Source organism: Streptomyces sp. SM1, assembly GCF_002910825.1.
Classification (GTDB): Bacteria; Actinomycetota; Actinomycetes; order Streptomycetales; family Streptomycetaceae; genus Streptomyces; species Streptomyces okerensis.
Genome location: NZ_NEUB01000802.1, coordinates 1 through 19,804 on the forward strand (window position 1 = coordinate 1; position 19,804 = coordinate 19,804).

Consider the following 19,804-nt stretch of genomic DNA (forward strand, 5'->3'; position numbering starts at 1 on the left):
TAATGGTGGAGTCGGGTATTGGAACTCACCGAATGCCTAGCCCTCACGGGCTGAGATCACGTGTAGAAGAAGAAGCGGTCGAACCAGCTCCTGGCGTGAGAGCGGAGCTCCAACGCGCCGTCGTAGTCGGCCCAAGTCAAGTGTTCGGGGACGGTGACGTATCCGAGTTCGCTGAGTATCCCGATGAGACGGCTGAGGTCGGTGGAATCGAGCAGGTAACTGGTCTCCTCCTCGTCGTAGCTCATGGGGTTGCCGAGAGTGACGATAGCCAGATCACCGAAGTTGCTGACGATTACCGTGATGAAGTCGGCACTCGCTGTGGCCGCGACGGGGATAGTGATCCTTCCGTGGTAGCTGGCCTCCTGAACGTCCCGTTCGACAGTGCAGGTGCAGGCGAACTCCCTGTCGATGTCGGCAGCAAGCTTGTTGAACCGCGTTCGGGTAGCAGATCGGTCGAAGTTGCGCGGGAACTCCGCGTCTCCGGAGGTGTCGAGCTTCCTCAGGAGGGTCCAAAGGTGCTGCTGGTCGGTGGTCATCGTCCGTTCCTGATCGGGTCGGGTTGGCTGTTCCGGCGGCTGACCTCGGCTGCGTAGGCGCCCCAGTCTCCGGCGGCGGCTCGTTGCCATTTGACGGCGACGGTGATGTCGATGCCGAGAGTGCGGGCGAGGACCGCGGCGGGCAGCTCGGTGGCGAGTTGGAACAGGGCAGTTGAGCGGGTCTCGGCGAGCCGGATGCCGAGTTTGCGGAGTCGTTCGCCCATGGCCCAGACGCTGATCGGGCGCCCGGGCTGACCGCCGGGGAAGAGCCAGGGGGAATCCGTCCGGGCGAGAACGGCATGGCTGCGGCGGACCGCGACCTGGTGGAGGGCGAGTTCAGCGACGGGTGCGGGCAGCTCGACGGGGACGGCGCCGAGGCGGAGATGGACGGCTCCGTCGGTCTCCTCGATGTGGTCGACGGTGAGACGGGAGATCGCCGCGGGCCACTGGGCATAGAGGAGCAACAGCAGGCCGGCGAATCGGTCTTCGGACTTGAGGGTGTCGTCGTGCAGCAGACGGCGAGCGGTGGCCCAGCGGGCCTCGTCGTCCATTGCCTGGGACGGGCCGTTCCATCGGACGGCCGGGAAGCTGAGATCGCGGGCGATCTTCTGGGCGAGAGCCCAGCGCACGAAGTGGCCCGCCTCCCGGCGGTGACGGACATCGTCGCTGGTCATCCAGCGTTCGAGGTCGGCCTGACGGCAGGTCACAAGTGTCAGGCCCTGGACCTCGATCCAGTTGAGGAGATGGATGGCTGCCCGCAGATGCTGGCGGACGACGGTGAGCTGGGTGTGCGTGATGTCGTTGCCGCGGCTGCGGCGGCGGAGCCGTCGCAGGAGATGCCAGGTCGCGTACCGGTGCAGGATTTTCCGTCCCTCGGCAGTGGCGTGGGAGGTGACGAGATCGTTCACGTGCCGTTCCAGGCGGACCATCTGCTCGTCCCGCTGGGGCAGCGTGCCGGTGGCCACGAGCACGCTGCGGAGGTGCTCGACGACCTTGCCCGCCGGGAGTTCGTCCAGGGCCTCGTGTGTCAGGGGCCGATGGCCGGAGCCGAGATCGGACAGGACGGTGGAGACGATGCCACCGGCCAGCCAGCGCATCGCCGTGCCGACCCGTTCCGTCTTGGCCAGGGCGTCGTTGAGGGCCTGCAGCTTCGGGGGTATGGAGCCCGAGTCGTCGGCGAGAAGCTCGTGGAGCCGCTGCTTGAGAATGCAACGACGACATGGCCCCGGTGAACGCAGCCGCTCGGCCTGCCCGCAGGTGGGGCAGGGGTGCCAGAGCTCGGCGTCCGGCTTGGTGCAGGGGCCGCAGACCGGAGCGTCCGCGGTGCCGGAATGGATGCCACGGACGCGTCCGCAGGTGGTGCAGCGGGCTTGGCGCTGGAAGCAGCCGCGACAGCGGGGCAGGCCGGTGAGCTTCGAGTGGTTGCCGGGAGCGGTGAGGCCGCAGATGGAGCAGACCAGGACCGGCAGGGGGCAGCAGTTGGGGCAGAGCGGGCCCTCGGCGGTGCGCGTGTGTACTCGCCGCCGTTCCTTGCATCCGATGCAGACCTCGGCGTTCGCAGGGTCGGTGACCAGGCAGTTCGGACACAGCGGTCGCCCTTGCTCGTCGCGGGTGGCCGGCTCGCGTCGGGCTCCGCAGCGTACGCATTCTTCGATGCGGGACTTGGCGATGCAGTTGCGGCAGACCCGCTGCCCGTCGAGCGGCTTGTCGATGCGAACCACTCGGTGGCAACGAGGGCAGGACGGCCGGACGATCCCGGCGACACCGGCCTCGTGCAGAAGGTCGATGAACCTCAAGATGGCGCGGTGCGGGGCGATATGGGCCTCGCCGGTCAGCAGGCGGGGGTTCTCCTCCAGGGCCCAGACCACTCGCTGGCGATAGTGGGGACGGTGGGGCGCCGACCGGCGCAGAGCCTCGGCGACCACGTCGGGGTCGGCGCCCGGGGCGATCGTGTTGATCACCGTGTGGACGACCGTGGCCGGGTCGCGGTCATCGTGGTCGGGACACATCGAACAGCGGGGCAGGCCCTTGCGGTCCCGGAAGGTGACGCGCCGGGTGTTGCCGCAGGCGGCGCACTCGGTGGTCTCCTTGATGCAGACCGAGCAGTACCAGTCCTGGCCCTGCCGCTGGAGGCTTCGCAGCCCCTTCCCACAGTCCGCGCAGACCGGTGGCGAGATCGCCGAGGCGCCGGCCCTGCGAAGGGCGATGAGGAGATCGCCGACGGCCCGTGGCGCCGGGGACCGGCCATCGGTCAGAGCGGCGGGGCGCGTCGCCAGGAACTTGGCCAGGTTCCGTGACTTCGCGCGGCCGCCCGCGATCGCGGTGACCACGGTCCGGATGGTCTCGGAGCCGAGTTCGCTCTCGGCATCCGCGACCAGGTCCGTGATCAGGCCGATCGGGTCCGTGACGGAGCGGTCGAGAGAGCCGGTGGTAGTCACGGCCGGTCAATACCCTTGATCCGGGCTCGCTTTGGCCGCAGTCCGCCGAGCCCTTCCGTGTCGGGGGCCGTGCCGCCGGCGGCGGCCTTCTTCGGCTTCTTCACGGCTCCGGCCACCGCTATGGGCTCGATGAGGTCGTCCATGGTGCAGTCCAGGATGTCGAGCAGGGCCATGAGGATCTTCAGGCTCAGTCGCTCCGGTCGCTCGACGACGAGCCGGTAGACCTGGCTGGAGGACAGCGTGATACCGCGCTCGGCGAGCGGCGGGATGAGGTCGGTGGTGGAGAACATCCCGCGGTCGGCCATGACTTTGCGCAGGTGCCAGTGGTAATCAAGCTTGGCGGCCATCGCCGGGTCCCTCCTGTCAGACCCCGGTGAACGCCGGGGCCAGTGCCTTGTGCAGGGAAGTGTTCATGAAGTCGTCGCTGACGTGCGTGTAGATGGCCAGGGAGCTGTCGCTCTCGTGGCCGACCTGCTGCTGGATGAAGCGGCGGTCCACCCCGTCCTCGGTCAGATGCGTGACGTACGAATGCCGCAAGGAGTGCGGGACCAGCTCTTTCGGCAGGCCCAGGGCGTCGCGGTATGCCTCGAACCGGTCGTTGATCGAGCCGGGCCGCAGGCGTCCACCACGTTCGGTGATCCACAGAGCGGGGTGGTCGGGGAATCCGAAGCGCGGACGGACGTTCTCGACGTAGTCGGCAACTGCCTCGACGGCCCAGTCCATCACCGACAAGACGTTCCGGCGCCGGGGCGGCTGGCCCTTCTTGGCCTTGCCGTAGCGGACGTTGAGCGTGCCGTACCGGCCGAACTGCCGGGCCTGCGGGTTGCGCCCGAAGTCGACCACGTCGAGCTTGGAGGTCTCGGTCCGGCGAAGTCCCCACCCGTAGATCACCTTGAAGAGGGTGGCGTCACGGTAGGCCGCCAGGGCGCCCTTGCGTCTCGCCCGCAGGGCTCGTTCGACTTGGTCGTCGGCGTAGTCGAGGAAGAGCTGCAGCTGTTCCCGGGTGAAGGGCTTGGCCTCCGGGTCGCCCTCGTAATCGTTGAGGTGGGCAATGGTGTTCCACTCGTGACAGACCGCCACCGGGAAGGTGCCGAAGGCTTCCTCGCAGGCAGGGCCCCATCCGTAGCGGCTATCGATGAGGAACTCGCTGAACAGCCGCACGGTGCCCTGGTAGCTGCGGATCGTCGACGGTGCCAGGTGCTTCTCACTGGTCAATGAGACCGACCACTCGTCCACGTGGGCCGGCGTCCACTGCCACGGGTAGTCGTTCGCGAACTCCAGGAACCGGCGTATGAGTCGTTCCCGCGGATCGATCGTGTCGTCCTTCAACCCCCGCGACTTCTGCTGAGCACGCCAGCCCCTCAGCATCGCGTCGAACATCGCGTCCTCAGGACGCAGTTGGACCACCCCGGAGACGAGCTCCAGTTGAGCCGCCCCGGCCAGGGCCACCTTGCGCTGATGCACCACTCCAGACCATCCCTTCTGGAGGGAGGATCATGCATCAGAAGGGATACGATCGGCAACATGCCTGGTCAGGCAGCTAGGTCGTAGTAGCCTCGGAGTCCTTCAAGCTCTCGCCGTGACCTGGCGACCTGCGACTTCTCGCCCGTCTGATGCAATTCCCGAGGGTTGTAGTAACCCATCGTGGTGTCCACCGAACGGTGATCCATCAGATCGCGCAGTACGTCGGGGCGCACCCCCGCGTCGGCGTGGCGTTGTGCGTAGGAGTGCCGGAACGCATACGGAAAGACTCCCGCGGTGTCGTAGGGCATCGGGGCGCCGTCGCGATCGAGGTTCCCTGAGTGGAGGGGCGGCAGGGCGTCGACCCAGGCTCGGATCGCCCTGGCCAAGTTGCCGGATACCAGGTGCGGCACGCCGGTATCGGCGGAGATCGCCGGAAACAGATAGGTACGGCTGCGGGGCGGCAGGTCCAGGTGCTCGCGCCGCCGGATCCAGCGCTGGATCGCACTGGCGGTGTCGGTGGTGATCGGCAGGCGGCGGCGGTAGCGCTTCTTCTTGTGGTTGTCCCAGATCAGCGTGACGTCGTCGCCGTCGATCTCCAGGTAGCTGGCCTTGAGCGAGCACACCTCGATGGGGCGGCGCCCGGTGTCACGTAGCACCACGTAAGCGGTCTGGAACATCAGTTGCACATCGGCGGGTGCCATCTGGCCGTAAGGGAAGCCGACACCGAGAGTGTTCACGTGCGCGTCGAGCTGAGCGATGACCGGCTCAGGGATGGCCTTGCCGGCCTCCCCGTCGTCGCGTTCCTCGGTGGGGATCATGTGCGACTGGTGGCGGGCGAAACCGCCGGCCAACTCCTCCAGCAGCCCGGCCTTGCGGCCGAAGTCCAGCAGCTGGAAGAACTTCGTCAAAAGGTCACGGCGGACGGTGAAGGCGTAGCGTTCGCCGTCCGGTTTGCGGGCGTCCTTGAATGCATCGACCACCGCATCCATGTCGGCGAACGTCAGACCGGCCGGGTCATGCCCGCCGCCCGGGCGCGTGTGCAGCGCCACCGAGGCACGCAGGCAAGAGTCCAGGGTGCGGCGGAGCACAAACGTGTCCGGGTCCATGGCCCGTGCCCACTCCAGCGTCGCGTGGCGCAGCCACGGCTGGGCGATCTTCGTGAAGTCGATCGTGCCCTGGTTGTAGCGGCGTCCGGAGCGGCTGTAGCGCGAGGCCAGCTTGGCGCTGACTGCGTCCCACACCTCGCCGTCGCGCGGGCCGTGCCCCAGGGCCTGCTCGTATCCGGCCCTTGTGTGCCGGAAGAACTCCTTGACGTGCGCACGGGTGTTGTTCGACGCCCGCTCCACCAGTACCAAAGCGTCCGCCCGGTCGATAAGCAGCAGACTCTCGATGCCTACAAGCGTGCGCGCCATGTGGCGTACGCACTGTGTGTCCAGCTTCGCGCCGCGCGCATCACGCTGCTGCAGCGCGTACAAGAACTCCAAGCGCACCAGCTCGCCGAGAGGGCGCAGCGAGAACTGATGCTGCAGCAAGAACGGGATCTGTCCCTCCGCCCAGAACGCTGCGTCCGACCCCGCCTCCCCACGCCGGGCGGCCGCCGCCCGAGCCCGGTGATGGTACGCGCACAGAATCCGACGCGGCGCCGCCGCACTGCCGCACCCCGGCACCGCGCAGGCAGGGACCTGGTCCTCGATAGGCACCACGGACTCCGCCGCCCAAGCTGTGAGCTCCGCACCGGTGAAGGTCAGCTGCCCGGAGTGCTTGCGCCAGCCCTGGTAGTGGACGATGCACAGCCCCCGCGAGGAGGCCGGGTAGCCGCAACGGCGCCCCGCGCGCTGAACCGCGCAGCGAGCCGGATCCTGCCCGCCGGCGACGGCCAAACGCGCCGGAACATAGACGGCGGCGAACTCCTCAGCCGACTGGCCGCCGGCCTTCATCTGCTGGGCGCACCGAAAGCAGAAGCTGTTGGTGTGCACCACCGTGGAACAGGCCAGGGTCCGGCAGGAGTAGGCGCGGGTGCGCGGGTTGTCCACATCGCCGGTGAACAGCAGCGACTGCCCGTCCCACTCCCCAGGCCGCCAGTCGGCCTCAACGGCGCTGCGCAGCCAGCGTTTCCACGCCTGCAGATCGATGCCCTCCGGGCCGCTCGCGACCGGCTCCGGGACGACGGCCAGCGTCATGCCTGAACCTTCCGGCCGGCTGCGACCCGCGTCACGGCGTCCCGAAGCTCCTCATCACCGGCGTGCAGATACACATCCAGTGACGACGCCGAGGCGTGGCCGAGGAGCCGCTGCACCACATCGCGGTCGACGCCCGCGCGGATCCAGCGGGTGGCCGCGGAATGCCGCAACATGTGCGGGCGGGCCTCGAACCCCACCCGCCGCGCGAGCCGGTCCAACATGTCCTTCGCGGCCACATACGTCATCGGCCGGCCCCGCCGCCCCGCATACAGGTTCACGAACACGCTGTCGCTGTCCACCTCACCCGGCAACTGCGCGGCCCGCTCATGCAGGTACTCCGCGTACCCGTCGACCAGGTCCTCGGTCACCGGGATCCACCGCGAGAAACGGGACTTGGCCAGCGCCCCGTTGGTATTCAGCCTGCGCCGAACATGCACGTGCGGCCCCGCCACCTGGCAGCCCAGCATCGAGGAGTTCGACAGCAAGTGCATGTCCTGCCGGTGCAGCCCCAACGCCTCACCGATCCGCATCCCGGTGCAGGCCAGCAGCGACACCAAGAAGCGGTCCCGGCCCCGAACGGCGGCCGCCCGGAGCTGTTGGATCTGCTCATCCGACAGCCACTGCGGGCCTTCCACCGCTGCGGCATACTTCAGCATCCGTGCCCGGACGTTGCGGAACTGGCCCTGTTCCCCCGGGTCGAATCCAGACGGCAGATACACGAGATACCGCGGCTCCGTCAACGACGCCGCCACCTCGACCGGCACCCAGCCCTGCCGGCTCCCGAACCGCAGGAACTCGCACACCGCAGTCATCACCGCGTTCGCCGTCGCCTCGGTACGAAACCGGGGCACTCCGCCGCCGTCACGCCCACGCGTCGGCAGCGGCTCCGCCACCAGCCATCGCAGGAACCGAGCCAGATCAAGCAGCCCCGGGCGGGCCCAGTCCACACCACTCGCCTCGCACCACGACAGGTAAACCGCCACACGGCCGGCGTACATCCGCTCGGTGTTCGACGACCGGCCCCGCGCCCGCAGCCCCGCCAAGAACGCACACGACTCCTCGTGCAGCGAGAACCCACCATCCACAACAACCCAGGCTATGGACCCATCCACCGGCCTCAGCGCCCTCTCGGCGCGATACCCACCCATCATGATCACGAACATACCTAACGTCCCTACAACTCTCGGATACTTCTCACGAGGCAGACGGTCAGGGTCAAGGACTCATGTCCCTGCCGGACTGCAGGAGCTATAGATATCGAGGGCCGCGGTCGGTTCGTCCAGGACGAGCAGTCCGGCCGGCCGATGGAAGGCGCGGGCGAGCGCGATCCTCTGCCACTGTCCGCCGGACAGTTCCTGCCCACCCCACCACTCCTTGGCCAGCAGGGTGTTCAGCCCGCTGCGCAACCCGTCGATGACCTCGTCGGCGCCTGCGGCTTGCGCCGCGGCGAGCACTGCGGCGTCCCCTTGCTCGGTGGCCTGGCCGAGGGTGATGTTCTCTCTCGCCGACAGAGGCCAGCACGCGTAGGACTGCGGTACGACGGCGACACGCTTCCAGGTGGCATGCGCGTCCAACTCCCGGGTGTCGGTTCCGTCCCAGGAGACGGCTCCCTGATCGGGCAGGTACAGAGCCGACAGGATCTTGCTCAGGGTGGTCTTGCCGGAGCCGTTCTCGCCCACCAGCGCGACGACTTCGCCGCGCCGGACCTCCAAGGAGACGTCGTCGAGGGCGGGCCGGTCGGCGCTGGGGTACTGGAAGGTGATGTTCTCGGCGCGTACGACGGTGGGGGCGGCCGGCGTCTGAGAGCCGCGGTCGATGCGATGCCCGCCGGCTTCGTCGATGAAGTCCGCCCAGTCGTCCAAGTACATTCCGGTGCGGAAGAGTTGGGCCCCGTAGCCGACGATCCCGTCCAGCCCCGCGCTGACCCGGCCCAGTGCGAGGAACGCGGTGCCGACGGCGGCGACCGAGATCTGCCCGGCGAACACCAGTAGCGCTAGGGCCACCCACACCACCGCGTGGGCGAGTCCTCCCGCAACCCCGCCCAGCAGGGAGATCCTGGCCGAGCGCCAGGTGGCCTGGTCGGTGGTCCTGTCGATCCGCGCCCCGGCCGTGCGGTACTTGTCGAGCAGGAACGACGCCATGGTGCCGGAGCGGACCTGGTCGGCGGTCTGCTTGTCGACCATGTACCAGCGCAGCATGCCCAGCAGCCGCCGGTCTTTCGTCGTGGCGAGCGAGGCGATGTAGCTGATGCGCGCCGCCCGCACGCTGGCCACGCCCTTCGGCAGGGCCGCCAAGAGGAGCAGAGGCAGAAGGATCGGGTGCACGGCGGTCAGGACAAACGCCGAGGCGATCAGCGATGCCGATGCGGCGAGGATGTACTGGGCTTCGGTGAGGAGGTCCCTGGAGACCTCCACTCCGCGGTCGGCCGCGTCCCAACGGTCGTTGTATCCGGGGTTGTCGTACGCGGCGAGTTCCGCCTTGGTCGCCGCGTCGAGGAGCTCGAGTTCGGCCTCCCGGGCGATACGCGGGGCCAGCCGGGCCGACAGCGCGGTGGAGGCGATGCCCAGCAGGGCGCGCAGACCGATGGCCCCCGACAGAACGGCAAGGGAAGGTACGGCGGAGCGGAGCTGATCGCCGCTGATGTGCTGCGAGGCGATCAGCGGCTTGATAACCCCGGTGGTGGCCATCAGCCCGAACGCTTCCAGCACCCCCGAGAGGAGCTGCACGCCCAGCAGGGCGATGACCGCAGCGCGGTCGACCTGCCAGCCCAGTGCGAGGGACCGGCGGATCAGTTGGGGCAGGCGTCGGGCCATCGCACGGGTCGTGATCGCGTTGGCGGCCTCGATACGGCGGTCGCCGGGGATGACGAACTTCAGTTCCTCATCCGAGACCTCCGCCTCGCCGGTCGGCGCGGTTGTCGCGGTGGGCTTCGGGATGGTTGTCATCGGCTCCAGCCCTCCGCCGACACGCGGTGGCCGGCCGGGGAGGGCGTGCGGAGTCCCAGCGGATCACGCTGTTCGCGGATGAGTACCAGGTGCGGACCGATCACGGTTTGATACGCCAAGACGTCCCCCAGTGTGCCGTTGGTGGTTGAGGCTGTCGCTCGTCAGCCGTTTCGTTCAGCGCGGTCGGAAGGTGCTGGATGGTCACGACGTGCCTCCGCTCGCCTCAAGGCCGTTGAGCTCGTCTTCGAGGTCCTCAAGGTCACTGAGCAGGCGGCGGATGGCGATCTGGCGCTCGCGCCAGTGCCGTTTCAGGTCCGCCTCCGCATCCCCCGGCAGGTCGTACTCGGCGGTGGTGGCGCCGTAGAAGCTGAACAGCATGTACAGCAGCGCGATCCGGGCGCATGCCCGCACCTCCCGCATCGGGAGGCTGGGGTGCTCCGAGCGGTAGGCCCTGACCATCGCCAGGGCGCATGCGGCCCACTCGGTGCTGGTGGCGACGGTGCGCGGGTCGAACGCCGCCCGCCCCAACTCCCAGGCCGGCATCGCGCTCGCGCAGCGGAAGTCGATGACGCCGGTGACTGCGTCGGCGAGGGTGATCAGGTTGGTGCGGCTGAGATCCGCATGCAGTGCCTGTTCCGCCAGGGTCTCGGGCAGATGTTCCCGCAACTGGTGGACGTGGGCCCGCAGGTCCTCACGCCGCTGGTCGAGATCGACGCGCAGTTGGTCGAGACGGTCGTGGCCTTGGCTCGTGGCTCTGGCCAGCACTGCGTCGCATTTCGCTGCGGCGTCCTCGACGGGCTCGGTCCGCCAGCGGGTCTGCTGCACGCGCTGCGGCAGCGGGTACGCGGCGAGCGCACGGTGCATGCGTCCCATGACGACGCCGATGTGCTCGGCGAGGGGGACCGTCATCGCCGAGGGGTTCACCCGTCCGGGAGCCTCGTCGACCACGGCCCATGCGCTGCCTCCCGCGATAGTGACGAGGTTGTCGTTGGCGTCGGGCCACACCCGCGGAACGGGGAGCTTCGCGGCCCGGCAGTATTCCGACATGTCCCACGCGTTGCGCGCCTCGTCCAGGTCGGCCATCGAGGGGTACTGCTTGACGTACAGCCGCAGCCCGTCGTCCGTCAGGACTCGCCGGTTGATGGTGTCCGTGCCCATGTGCACCGGTTCGACGATGTCGACGACCAGCCCGTACCGGTCTTCCAGCACGTCAGCGGTCAACGTCTCGCCCCAGCCTGTTTCGTCCATACAGATCACCGACCTTCGTGTGCGGAGGGACGGCATGCCGTGAGGAGGGTGAAGGCGTTGTCCTCCGTGGGCACTTGCCTGTCGACGAAGGGGGTGAGGGTGTTGGTGACGGTCAGTTCGAAGTCATCGCGACGAACGCCGAACAGGTGCGGAGCCTCGGAGGTTCGAGCGAAGACGTTCACGTACGCCACCCACCCCACACCCGCTGGCGGGTCTCCAGGCGCAGGTTCTCCAGCATGATGTGCGCCTCGTCGACCAGGCCGACGTCGCGGTGCTTGATCCCCCAGTTCAGCGAGTCCAGGGCGTCCAGTGCCCCGTACGCCCGGCATGCGACAAGTTCCTCCGTGGTAAGGGGGCGGCCGTATCCGTAGTGGAAGGCGGCGTTGAGGTCGGGGCGGTGGCTCAGGATCCGGTAGCGCAGCCGGCTCAGGTCCCGGTAGGCGGCGGACCGTAGCTCGGCCCTTTCGAAGTCGATGACCCGCAGCCGCTGTTCGGTCTCGTCCCACATCCAGTTCTTGGGCATGTAGTCGCCGTGCTGGAATACCTGGGGCAGGCTCGGAGGAGCTTCCTCGGCGAGCGTGCGCACCATCGCGAGGTCGTGCTCCGGTGCATACGCCGCCGTACGGTCCAGCAGTTGGGCGACCGCCTCGTCCCACGCCTCCCCCGTTGCTTCCGGCGTCGGCTCGTCGGCTGCCGCGGTGTGGAACCGGGCGAGCAGTTCGCCAGCCTGCTCGTAGGCCGCCCGTTCCTGCTCGGCCGGCAGACGCAGCGTGTCGAGACCGCGTCCGGGCACGGCGGTGACCACGACAGTGCGCGCCTGCGTGTCCGCGGCGACCAGCTCGGGTGCACGGCCGGCGCCCATGGCCACGGTCCACTTCTGGTACACGGTCACCTCGCGGTGGTGGAGCTTCGGGCCGGCATGGAGCTTCCCGAACCACCTCGCGCCGTCAGGCCCGTTGAGTTCCCAGACGGAAGGCCGGATGTCGCCGGGCCTGGGGTGCTCGGCGACCACCGTGTACGTGTCGGTCACCGACTCCACCAGGTGGTGGAGTGCGCTGGGCATGTCGGTCACGGTGCGCCCTTCCGCTCGCCGAGCCCTCCGACCGCGCCACCATGGGTGACGAGTCGGATGCGCTCAGTGTCCTGTTGTGGGTGGGTAGCTTGCCAGTGGGCACTGACAGTGCGGGCTGAGCTGGTCATCTGGGGGTGGGAACGCGGAGGACGGTCCCGGAGGCCATCTCGGCCAGGGACTCGTCGAGCACCTCACAGCTCCAGCCGAGCGTCACAAGGTGCGGGTCGTTCTCGGCCTTGACGCGCTCCCGCAGGTCCCTGACCCGCGCCAGCGCGCTGTCACGGCTGATGCGGGCCCGGTCCGCGAACTCCTGTGACGTCGCACCGGTCGCGACCATCCGCCAGGTCTCGATCTCCGTTTCCGAGAAGGCCTCCGGGAAGGCGGCCGTCTCGGGACGCTGAAGTTGCCCGGTGACGAAGCAGGCGTGGACGACGGCGGCCCGGCCTCTCACGCCGAGCTTCTGTCCGCAGTGCTTCAGCTGCACGTTGATCGTGCCGACGGTGATCGACAGCTCGGAGGCGATCGCGTGGGTGCTCTCGCCCTCCGCGACCTTCTGGGCGATCCGAAGCTGTGCGGGTGTCAGCGGAAGCGTTGCGGGCGGGCGGGTCGGGCGGGCACTCACGGTTGTGCGTCCTTTCGGTGAGGCGGGCTTGTCAGGCGCGAGCCAGCCATCGCTGCCGCTCGGTGTCGGTGACGAGGCACTCGTCGTGGGCGAGTTCCAGGCGGGCGAGATGGGCATAGTGCTCGAACACCCCGGCGCCGAAGGCTTCCTGCGCGAAGACGCTGTTCTGGAAGGCGGTCAGAGCCGGTCCGAGGGCGGGTGGCACGGGGATTCCGCCTGCGCGGTAGGCGTTGCCGGTCGCTTCGGGACCAAGGGTGAGCTTCCGCTCGAGACCGTGGTCGATGGCCGCCAGTACCGCCGACAGCGCCAGGTACGGGTTGGCGTCCGCACCCGGCACACGGATCTCCAGGTGCAGCCCTTCACCGCGGCCGACGACGCGGACCGCGCAGGTGCGGTTGTCGCGGCCCCAGGTGAACGTGGTGGGCGCGAACGAGCCGGTCGTGAACCGCTTGTAGGAGTTGACGTTGGGCGCGTAGAACGGTCCCAACTCGGGCAGGACGGCGAGCAGACCCGCGATGGCGTGCTGACCGGTCTGGGATAGTCCGTACTCGCTGCCGGGCTCGTTGAGTTGGCTGATGGCCTTCGACCACAGCGACACGTGCAGGTGCAGGCCGTTGGCTCGGTCGGTTTCCGGGGCCGCCATGAACGTGGGAGCCAGACCGGCGCGCAGACCCAGGGTGCGCACGGCGTGCTTGAAGAGTGGGTGCCGGTCGCAGGCGGTGAGCGCGCCCCCGTACGGGAAGGTCACCTCGACCTGGCCGGGACCGGCCTCGGTCTTGATCGCTTCCACGGGCATCCCGGCGCCGGCGGGCGCCCGCTGAAGACGGCGCAGGAACCGGTCGGATACGGGGTCGTGATCGAGGGCGTAGTCCAGGTTCGCCGTCGTCAACGGCCGCAGGCCCTGATAGTTGGCCTGTTCCGCGTCCTCGTACGTGCCCCTGTAGAGGACGAACTCGGTTTCGATCCCCGCCTTGGGGTGCAGACCGTGCCGCGACAGTCGGGTCAGCTGCTGGTGGAGGATCTGGCGGGGTGCGATGTCGATCGGCGTTCCGTCGTGGTGGACGGCATCGCCGAGTACGACAACGGTGCGTGGCAGCCACGGCACGACGCTCAGAGTCGACAGGGCCGGTTGCACGGACAGGTCCTGGTAGCCGGTCTCCCACGAGGTCAGGGCGAAGCCGTCCGCCGGGCTCATGTCGATGTCGGTGGCCAGGACGTAGGCGCACACCTCGGCGCCGTGATGCGCGACGCGCTTGAGGAAGTGGTCCGCGTCGTAACGCTTCCCCTTCAGCCTCCCCTGCAGATCGGGGACGGCGAGCAGCACTGTGTCGATGGCACCTGCCTTGACGAGGTTCCGCAGGTCGGACAGGGAGAAGGCCTTCTCGGAGCGCCCGCCGTGCTCGGGGACGGACGCGGCAGCCAGGCGTGCCACGGTGCCGTTGCCGCTCGTGGTTCTCGTCATCAGACGACCTCGTTTTCGTACGTGGCCGCCGAGCGGTCGAAGGTCTGGGCCGGCACTTCGTACGAGCTGCCCTGCTTCCGCCACCACGCCCATGCCAGCGCGAGGACGACGAGCAGAGCGATCGGCGCATAGTTGAAGGTCTCCACTGACACCAGGCCACCGTCGGCGGGGCGCGTCTGCGGCAGACAGAACAGCACCGTCACGAACACCACCCAGACAACGGCGATCGTGCCGACGGCCACGCCCCAGTTGCCGAGGTTCCAGGGGCCTGGCCGGAAGCGGTCCCGGTTCTTGATGCGCAGGTAGATCGGGATCGCGTACGCCGGGGTGATGCCGACCACGTTGATACTGGTGATCGCCGCGTACGCGACCGGGCTGTACAGGCTCGGCAGGGCCAGCACGGCGGCGCACACGACCGCCAGGAGCACGGCCATGCGCGGAGTGCCGGTACGGCGGTCGACCTGCCGCCACAGGTGCGAGCCCGGCAGCGCCCCGTCACGCGAGAACGCGAACACCATCCGGCTGGCCGCGGCGGTCTCGGCATTGCCACAGCACAACTGCGCGATGATCACCATCAGGAGAAGTGCCTTCGCCCCCGCCACGCCCAGGGCATCCAGGAAGATCTGCGCCGGCGGCACCCCCATCGCCGTGCCGACGGTGCCCGCGTAGTCCTGGATCGCGAACGTGAGCCCGGCCAGCAGGACGAACCCGGCCAGCCACGACCAGCCGATCGCGTGGATGATCCCGCGGGATGCGGACACCTGCGCGTCGGTGGTCTCCTCCGACAGGTGCGCGGAGGCGTCGTAACCACAGAACGTGTACTGGGCCAGCAGCAGACCGAGCACCGCCGCGTAGAGGGGGCTCCAGCCGGTGTTGTTGACGAACTCACCGAACACGAAGTCCGAGGACTGGTGGTGGGAGGGGACAATCGCCAGAGCGCCGACGATCACCGTGACGCCGCCGAGGTGCCACCAGACGCTGATGCTGTTGAGGATGCTGACCAGCCGGACCCCGAACAGGTTCAGAGCGAGGTGCAGAGCGAGGATGCACAGGAAGATCACCATGATCTTGCCCGGCGTCGGCACGAACCCCCACTGCAGGTTGAACAGGGCACCCGTGAACAGCGCGGCCCCGTAGTCGATGCCGGCGATCGCCCCGAGCAGGCCCAGCAGATTCAGCCAGCCCGTGTACCAGCCCCACTTTCGGCCACCGAGCTGCTCCGCCTGGTAGTACAAGGCTCCCGAGGTCGGATAAGCGGAGGTCACCTCGGCGAGGGCGGCGCCGATGAACATCACCATGGCACCGACGACGAGCCAGCCCCAAAGCATCACCGACGGGCCGCCGGTGTTCAGGCCGAAGCCGTACAGGGTCATACAGCCGGACAGGACGCTGATGACGCTGAAGGAGATCGCGAAGTTTCCGAACGGCCCCATGCGCCGGGTCAGCACGGGCTCGTAACCCAGCTCCCGCAGGTACGCGTCATCGGACTTCCGGGACGACGCACGGTGGTTCGGACTCAAGCGAGACACAGGTCAGCCTCCAAGCTCAAAAAGAAACGAATGGACAGGTTCATGCCAATGCGACTTCATGGGCAGCGGATTCCGCTCATGGGTGCGGCCCGGCGCGCGGCCTACGGGTACGGGCGTAGGAGAGGGACTCGGCGCGCGCTCGAAGGAGCAGCGCCTCACCCGGGTCTGGCCCAACGGCCCCTTCATGCACTGACGCCCACGGCTCGCGGGCCACGTACGGGCCCATCGCCTCGAACACCTCGGCGGCTTCCAGATACTGGTGGCCGGCCCACAACGCGTAGGCAAGAAGGCTCAGGTCAGCCACTGAGCGCTGCTTGCCGTGCGTCTTGTGGAACCAGTCGTGGAAGGCGGTCAGCGTGTAGCCGAGCGTCGACTCCTGCGCCCACTGCCGCCGCCACAGCGGGTCGGCGCGCGATCGCCGTCGCTGCTCGATCTGCGCATACGCGGGGAGAAGCGGCAGAGACGATCCGACAGGCCGCTGAGAGGCGACGGACCGACCGAAGTCGACAACCGCGGCCAGGGAGGCACCCGGCGGGCCATCCAGGGAGAGCATGAACTGCAGCACCCGGTGGTACGCCTCCCGGTTGCACGGATCACGCCGGTTGACCTCGTACAACAGCCCCCACGGACCGCTGGGCAGCATCGGCTCGCCGGGATTCACGCGGTGTTCCTGGCGCAGCTGCCGGGTATCGATCTGCGCCAGAGCCAGGAGGCACACCCACGGCACGGGATCATGCGGCGCGCGACGAGCCGCCAGCAGCGCATCACGCCGAGCCCGAACCTCCAACTCCAGCGTCTGTGGATGCTGTTGCCTGTGCGCGCGCAGCGCCCGCTCGACGGCAACGCGGGCACCCATCAACTGCGCGTCGTAGCTGCCGGGCTCTTCGTCGAGCCACACGCCCACCACGTCCGACCGGGCGGCTGCCACCGCCAGCAGCTGGGTGCGTGACGTTCGCAGGGCCCAATGCGTGGCCGTGGCCAGCAGCAGTTGTCGTGCCGTTCTCCAGCGGCCGGCCTGCAACTCGACCAAGGCCACGCCCAGGTCGTCGTCGTGCCCGGCGGGGTGGTACACGAGGCGCATCAGAGTCCCCCGCCGTGAACGGGACGGTGGCGGAACGCGAGTTCGAGGCCGCCCGTCCGGCGTGTTCGAACGGTGCGAGGTGGTGTCGTGCGCTCGGGGTTGAAGGTCAATGTCATCGGGGGCCTCAGGCGAGTTGGGGGGGGTGGGGCCGCGAAGTTGGTGGGTGCACCGCCGTCGGGAGGCGAGGCGGTGGCCGACTCGGGCACCGAGTCGAGCGGCCTAGAAACGAACCTGGCCGATCATGTCCGCGATGCTGGTCATGAACCGGTTGATGCTCGGGGCCATCGACGTGCTCGACAGGAAGAACCCGAAGAGCACGCAGACGATCGCGGGTCCGGGTTTCACGGACTTGCTGCGGATCAGAACGACCACGACGATGCCGAGCAACAGCACGAACGAGATGCTCAGAGCCATCAGGAGGCCGTTTCCTCCGCAGATCCCCGTCGCTCCCTGCGAGCCTGGCTCAGCGCGCGGCGCAGAGCATCGGCCCGGGTCAACAATCGCGGGGCTTAGGGGAAGACGTGCCAGTGCATCCCCGGAGGTGTCGTGCTCTCGGCGGACGGCACGACGACGTGGCACTTCTGCCCCAACGCAACGGTCCCCGGCTCCTCCCAGCGGGCCGCGGTGCCCACCGGAACCAGGAAGTACAGCCGGGGCTCCGGACCCTCGTGGTCCAGGATCACAGGGCCTACTGGTTCGTCACCCTCGCCGAGGATCTCGATCGCGCGCTGGCCCACGGCCTCCACGGCGCGTACGGCATCCCACCACTCGCCGACCGAGCACAGCTCCGGCTCCTCGCCGATGGGCATCCAGCGCGGCGGAACCGCGCGAGCTGCGGGATTGTCGTCGGACATGGAAAAGGCCTCCTCACCACTGGGTGTGAGGAGACCATTCCATTCAGCAAGCTATTGTGCGCGGACAGACTGTCCGTGGGGTTCGCTCACCAAAGCCCTTGACACAAGCTCAGGTTGTGCTAAGTCCCGTCCAACTGCCGAACGCAGACAGCTCGTTGGAAGGATGGGCGTCCATCCTGAGCAGCGCCGCAGTCGTCTCGCGGACGGACGGGTGGAACCGCGTGTGGTTCGGCGCGACCTTCCGCGCGCGCTTGAGATCCACGAAGGCACCGGGCCGATCGCCCACAGCGAGCTTCGCGGAGGCCACGTCGATGAAGTGGTGGCTCGACCGTTCGCCGACGGTCGTACTGGGCGGCGCCCATTCGCCGCCGGAAACCGGAGACCATTCGGTGAGGCGGGCGAGAGCCTGCTCGGTGTCACCCATGTCGATCATCGCGTGCACCTCGTGGATGCGGATGTTCGTCGGGCCGAACGACATCTCGTAGGCCAGGGAGTCGCGGTTGCCTGCCATGCCCGCGACCTGCTCCGCCTCCCGGAGGTAGTCGTCGGCGCGATCGGAGTTGTTCTCACGGGCTTCGAGAACGGCCAGCTTCAGCAACAGCGCGCCGTCGACGGCAAGCGCGTCCTGCGTGAAGGAGCGTTCCGGCTGGAACCGTTCCAGCTCGGTCCGCAGCGCGAGGAGCTTGCGACGTGCCGGCGAGTACGCGCCCTGGCGGAGCATCGCTCCCGCGACGAGGTAACCGGCCGTGAACTGCATCAGGGGGTCGCCGGAGCGGTCGGCCGCCCAACGGACGCGTTCCAACGCCGTGTTCGACAGGTCGTGGTGACCCATCTTGTGGGCCAGAGAGTTCACGGCACGATAGGCGCGCGCCAGGTGCCAGAACGCCTTGCTCTGGTCGCCGTTGCCGCCGCCAAGGGCTACGTGCGTCAACTCGGTGATGATCGGCGGCAGCAGGGGGCCCATCGGCGCGTAGCGGGCGTCACGGCGCAGGGCCGCCACCTGGTCGACTTCCGAGGCGAGCACGGGAAGCGCACGGGGTGCGATCTCCAAGTCGTCGGGGCTGTCGTAGCAGAGCAGGAGGCGGCGAAGTTCAGGGATGACGGCGTGGACGCCGTCTTCGGCTTCCGGCTCACCGTAGTAAGGCTGGCCGGTCAGGACCTCGGGGCCGAAGCGCAGCGCCTTCGCGAGTGCCAGCACCAGCGACGGTGAAGCCTTCCGTGCGCCGGACTCCAACTTCTGCACGTAGCTCGGGGAGACTGCGACCTTCTGTGCCAGTTGAGCAGCAGACAGCTTCCGTGTCCTGCGTGCTGTACGGAGACGATCTCCCAGCGTCAGGTTTTCACTCATCGGTGGATCTGTCCCTTCGCGATGGAGCACTCGCCTCAGGGTACGGAAAACACCCCAACTCGCGCCCCTGGTCACCAAGTGTTAACGGAGCTGGCAGCGGGGCGCCCATGGGGTGAAGCCCTTTGGTATCGCGCCCGAGACCTCCAGCACAATTTGAGGAACTTACATAAACGCGGGCAAGGGGGAGGAAAATGGTCCAGATTTGAGTGCCATTGCGACTCGGTCGTCAAGGGCTGGGGAACAATTGCTTACGGACAGATTGTCCGCGCCTCTCTTCGACTGCTGCGATCAACAGGCCGTATCCCGTTACGGACAGTGGTCACGCATTTCGCGCGACGGGACTACCTGAGCGTGTTTGCTCATTCTCACGTGAAGTACGGCACCCGTGCTATCTCGTGCAAGGGAGGAGGCGAGAGTGGCTGAGACTGGATGCCGGTACGCCACGCGTCTCCACAGCAGCCGACTCCGCACCGAGCGCTACCTCGGCGAATCCGCGCGCGTGCTCGTCGCCGTCCACGATCACGACCTTGTCGTCACACGAGGGCGTCACTCCGGAGGGCCGAAAGTGAGTAGTGGCACGTCATACAGTTCAGGGTTTCGAGGCCGGGTCATGGACGGTGAGATCACTTCAACGACGAAGAGCTCGCTGAGGAACTGGACCTTGGCGCTCAGGAGGTGACTGGTACGGCCGTCGGCCGACTGTGCCTTCAGCCCGGCGGAGACGTGGATGTGCGGCAGGATGCCTCCCGTCTCGGGATCGTGGGCGATTGTCCCAGCACCGAAGGCTTCGACGTTGGTGACATACGTCTTGGCCCAGACCGGGGCGTCCGGGTCTTCGAGCTTCTCGCAGGCGCCAACGATCTCGGCTTCGGCGAACGCACCGATGAACGAGGGAATGTAGCCCTGCCGCACTCCTTGGTCACGGCAGAACGCGGAGAGCGCGTCGAAGAAGTCCTCGCCGTGGTCGAAGGTGACGCCGAACGTCCGGCCGGTGGTCAGTTCATGGGCACGCATGCGGGTCCTCT

The 19,804-nt window shown here is 68.0% G+C and carries 18 protein-coding genes; all 18 read right to left on the reverse strand.

What is annotated here, in order from left to right; genetic code table 11:
* Positions 1–56: 56 nt before the first annotated feature.
* Complete coding sequence (locus B9S61_RS24645; protein WP_103544116.1) at positions 57–536, reverse strand: hypothetical protein; 480 nt, start codon at positions 534–536, stop codon at positions 57–59.
* Entirely contained in the window at positions 533–2,974 is a 2,442-nt protein-coding gene (locus tag B9S61_RS24650; protein WP_103544117.1) for a hypothetical protein, read from the reverse strand. Before B9S61_RS24650 ends, B9S61_RS24645 begins: the two co-directional genes overlap by 4 nt.
* The gene (locus B9S61_RS24655) at positions 2,971–3,321 is read right to left on the reverse strand and encodes a helix-turn-helix transcriptional regulator (protein WP_103544118.1); all 351 of its coding nucleotides are present in this window, start codon (positions 3,319–3,321) and stop codon (positions 2,971–2,973) included. Before B9S61_RS24655 ends, B9S61_RS24650 begins: the two co-directional genes overlap by 4 nt.
* A 16-nt stretch (positions 3,322–3,337) precedes the next feature.
* Positions 3,338–4,441 carry a tyrosine-type recombinase/integrase gene (locus B9S61_RS24660; protein ID WP_103544119.1) on the reverse strand — a complete coding sequence of 368 codons (1,104 nt, stop codon included), beginning with the start codon at positions 4,439–4,441 and terminating at the stop codon, positions 3,338–3,340.
* Positions 4,442–4,506: 65 nt separating this feature from the next.
* The gene (locus B9S61_RS24665; RefSeq protein ID WP_103544210.1) at positions 4,507–6,618 is read right to left on the reverse strand and encodes a site-specific integrase; all 2,112 of its coding nucleotides are present in this window, start codon (positions 6,616–6,618) and stop codon (positions 4,507–4,509) included.
* On the reverse strand, positions 6,615–7,781 hold the full coding sequence (locus B9S61_RS24670; protein WP_258039838.1) for a site-specific integrase: 1,167 nt from the start codon (positions 7,779–7,781) through the stop codon (positions 6,615–6,617). Before B9S61_RS24670 ends, B9S61_RS24665 begins: the two co-directional genes overlap by 4 nt.
* 60 nt (positions 7,782–7,841) lie before the next feature.
* Positions 7,842–9,563 (reverse strand): ABC transporter ATP-binding protein, encoded by a 1,722-nt coding sequence (locus tag B9S61_RS24675; protein ID WP_258039839.1) that lies wholly within the window; start codon positions 9,561–9,563, stop codon positions 7,842–7,844.
* Between the two features lie 201 nt (positions 9,564–9,764).
* Positions 9,765–10,811 (reverse strand): phosphotransferase enzyme family protein, encoded by a 1,047-nt coding sequence (locus B9S61_RS24680; protein WP_103544240.1) that lies wholly within the window; start codon positions 10,809–10,811, stop codon positions 9,765–9,767.
* A 5-nt stretch (positions 10,812–10,816) separates the two neighbouring features.
* Positions 10,817–11,002 (reverse strand): hypothetical protein, encoded by a 186-nt coding sequence (locus B9S61_RS24685; protein WP_103544211.1) that lies wholly within the window; start codon positions 11,000–11,002, stop codon positions 10,817–10,819.
* Positions 10,990–11,874: an aminoglycoside phosphotransferase family protein gene (locus tag B9S61_RS24690; protein WP_103544241.1), complete on the reverse strand. Its 885-nt coding sequence runs from the start codon at positions 11,872–11,874 to the stop codon at positions 10,990–10,992. The genes B9S61_RS24685 and B9S61_RS24690 overlap by 13 nt, the downstream gene beginning before the upstream one ends.
* A gap of 133 nt (positions 11,875–12,007) precedes the next feature.
* Entirely contained in the window at positions 12,008–12,505 is a 498-nt protein-coding gene (locus B9S61_RS24695; protein ID WP_181007510.1) for a LuxR C-terminal-related transcriptional regulator, read from the reverse strand.
* 31 nt (positions 12,506–12,536) lie between these two features.
* On the reverse strand, positions 12,537–13,967 hold the full coding sequence (locus B9S61_RS24700) for a glutamine synthetase family protein (RefSeq protein WP_103544213.1): 1,431 nt from the start codon (positions 13,965–13,967) through the stop codon (positions 12,537–12,539).
* Complete coding sequence (locus B9S61_RS24705) at positions 13,967–15,496, reverse strand: amino acid permease (RefSeq protein WP_103544214.1); 1,530 nt, start codon at positions 15,494–15,496, stop codon at positions 13,967–13,969. Before B9S61_RS24705 ends, B9S61_RS24700 begins: the two co-directional genes overlap by 1 nt.
* A gap of 76 nt (positions 15,497–15,572) precedes the next feature.
* Complete coding sequence (locus B9S61_RS24710) at positions 15,573–16,577, reverse strand: hypothetical protein (RefSeq protein WP_103544215.1); 1,005 nt, start codon at positions 16,575–16,577, stop codon at positions 15,573–15,575.
* 219 nt (positions 16,578–16,796) lie between these two features.
* Complete coding sequence (locus B9S61_RS24715; RefSeq protein ID WP_103544216.1) at positions 16,797–16,991, reverse strand: hypothetical protein; 195 nt, start codon at positions 16,989–16,991, stop codon at positions 16,797–16,799.
* 95 nt (positions 16,992–17,086) lie between these two features.
* Complete coding sequence (locus B9S61_RS24720; RefSeq protein WP_258039840.1) at positions 17,087–17,431, reverse strand: hypothetical protein; 345 nt, start codon at positions 17,429–17,431, stop codon at positions 17,087–17,089.
* 109 nt (positions 17,432–17,540) lie between these two features.
* Positions 17,541–18,779, reverse strand: coding sequence for a helix-turn-helix domain-containing protein (locus tag B9S61_RS24725; RefSeq protein ID WP_103544217.1), 1,239 nt, complete (start codon positions 18,777–18,779; stop codon positions 17,541–17,543).
* 546 nt (positions 18,780–19,325) lie between these two features.
* The gene (locus tag B9S61_RS24730; RefSeq protein WP_103544218.1) at positions 19,326–19,793 is read right to left on the reverse strand and encodes a PPC domain-containing DNA-binding protein; all 468 of its coding nucleotides are present in this window, start codon (positions 19,791–19,793) and stop codon (positions 19,326–19,328) included.
* Positions 19,794–19,804 lie beyond the last annotated feature (11 nt).

Coding starts and splice junctions, on each gene's coding strand:
- B9S61_RS24645 (WP_103544116.1), bottom strand. CDS start 536: ATGACCACCGACCAGCAGCACCTTTGGACCCTCCTGAGGAAGCTCGAC.
- B9S61_RS24655 (WP_103544118.1), bottom strand. CDS start 3,321: ATGGCCGCCAAGCTTGATTACCACTGGCACCTGCGCAAAGTCATGGCC.
- B9S61_RS24665 (WP_103544210.1), bottom strand. CDS start 6,618: ATGACGCTGGCCGTCGTCCCGGAGCCGGTCGCGAGCGGCCCGGAGGGC.
- B9S61_RS24670 (WP_258039838.1), bottom strand. CDS start 7,781: ATGTTCGTGATCATGATGGGTGGGTATCGCGCCGAGAGGGCGCTGAGG.
- B9S61_RS24675 (WP_258039839.1), bottom strand. CDS start 9,563: ATGACAACCATCCCGAAGCCCACCGCGACAACCGCGCCGACCGGCGAG.
- B9S61_RS24680 (WP_103544240.1), bottom strand. CDS start 10,811: ATGGACGAAACAGGCTGGGGCGAGACGTTGACCGCTGACGTGCTGGAA.
- B9S61_RS24690 (WP_103544241.1), bottom strand. CDS start 11,874: ATGCCCAGCGCACTCCACCACCTGGTGGAGTCGGTGACCGACACGTAC.
- B9S61_RS24700 (WP_103544213.1), bottom strand. CDS start 13,967: ATGACGAGAACCACGAGCGGCAACGGCACCGTGGCACGCCTGGCTGCC.
- B9S61_RS24710 (WP_103544215.1), bottom strand. CDS start 16,577: ATGCGCCTCGTGTACCACCCCGCCGGGCACGACGACGACCTGGGCGTG.
- B9S61_RS24715 (WP_103544216.1), bottom strand. CDS start 16,991: ATGGCTCTGAGCATCTCGTTCGTGCTGTTGCTCGGCATCGTCGTGGTC.
- B9S61_RS24720 (WP_258039840.1), bottom strand. CDS start 17,431: ATGTCCGACGACAATCCCGCAGCTCGCGCGGTTCCGCCGCGCTGGATG.
- B9S61_RS24725 (WP_103544217.1), bottom strand. CDS start 18,779: ATGAGTGAAAACCTGACGCTGGGAGATCGTCTCCGTACAGCACGCAGG.
- B9S61_RS24730 (WP_103544218.1), bottom strand. CDS start 19,793: ATGCGTGCCCATGAACTGACCACCGGCCGGACGTTCGGCGTCACCTTC.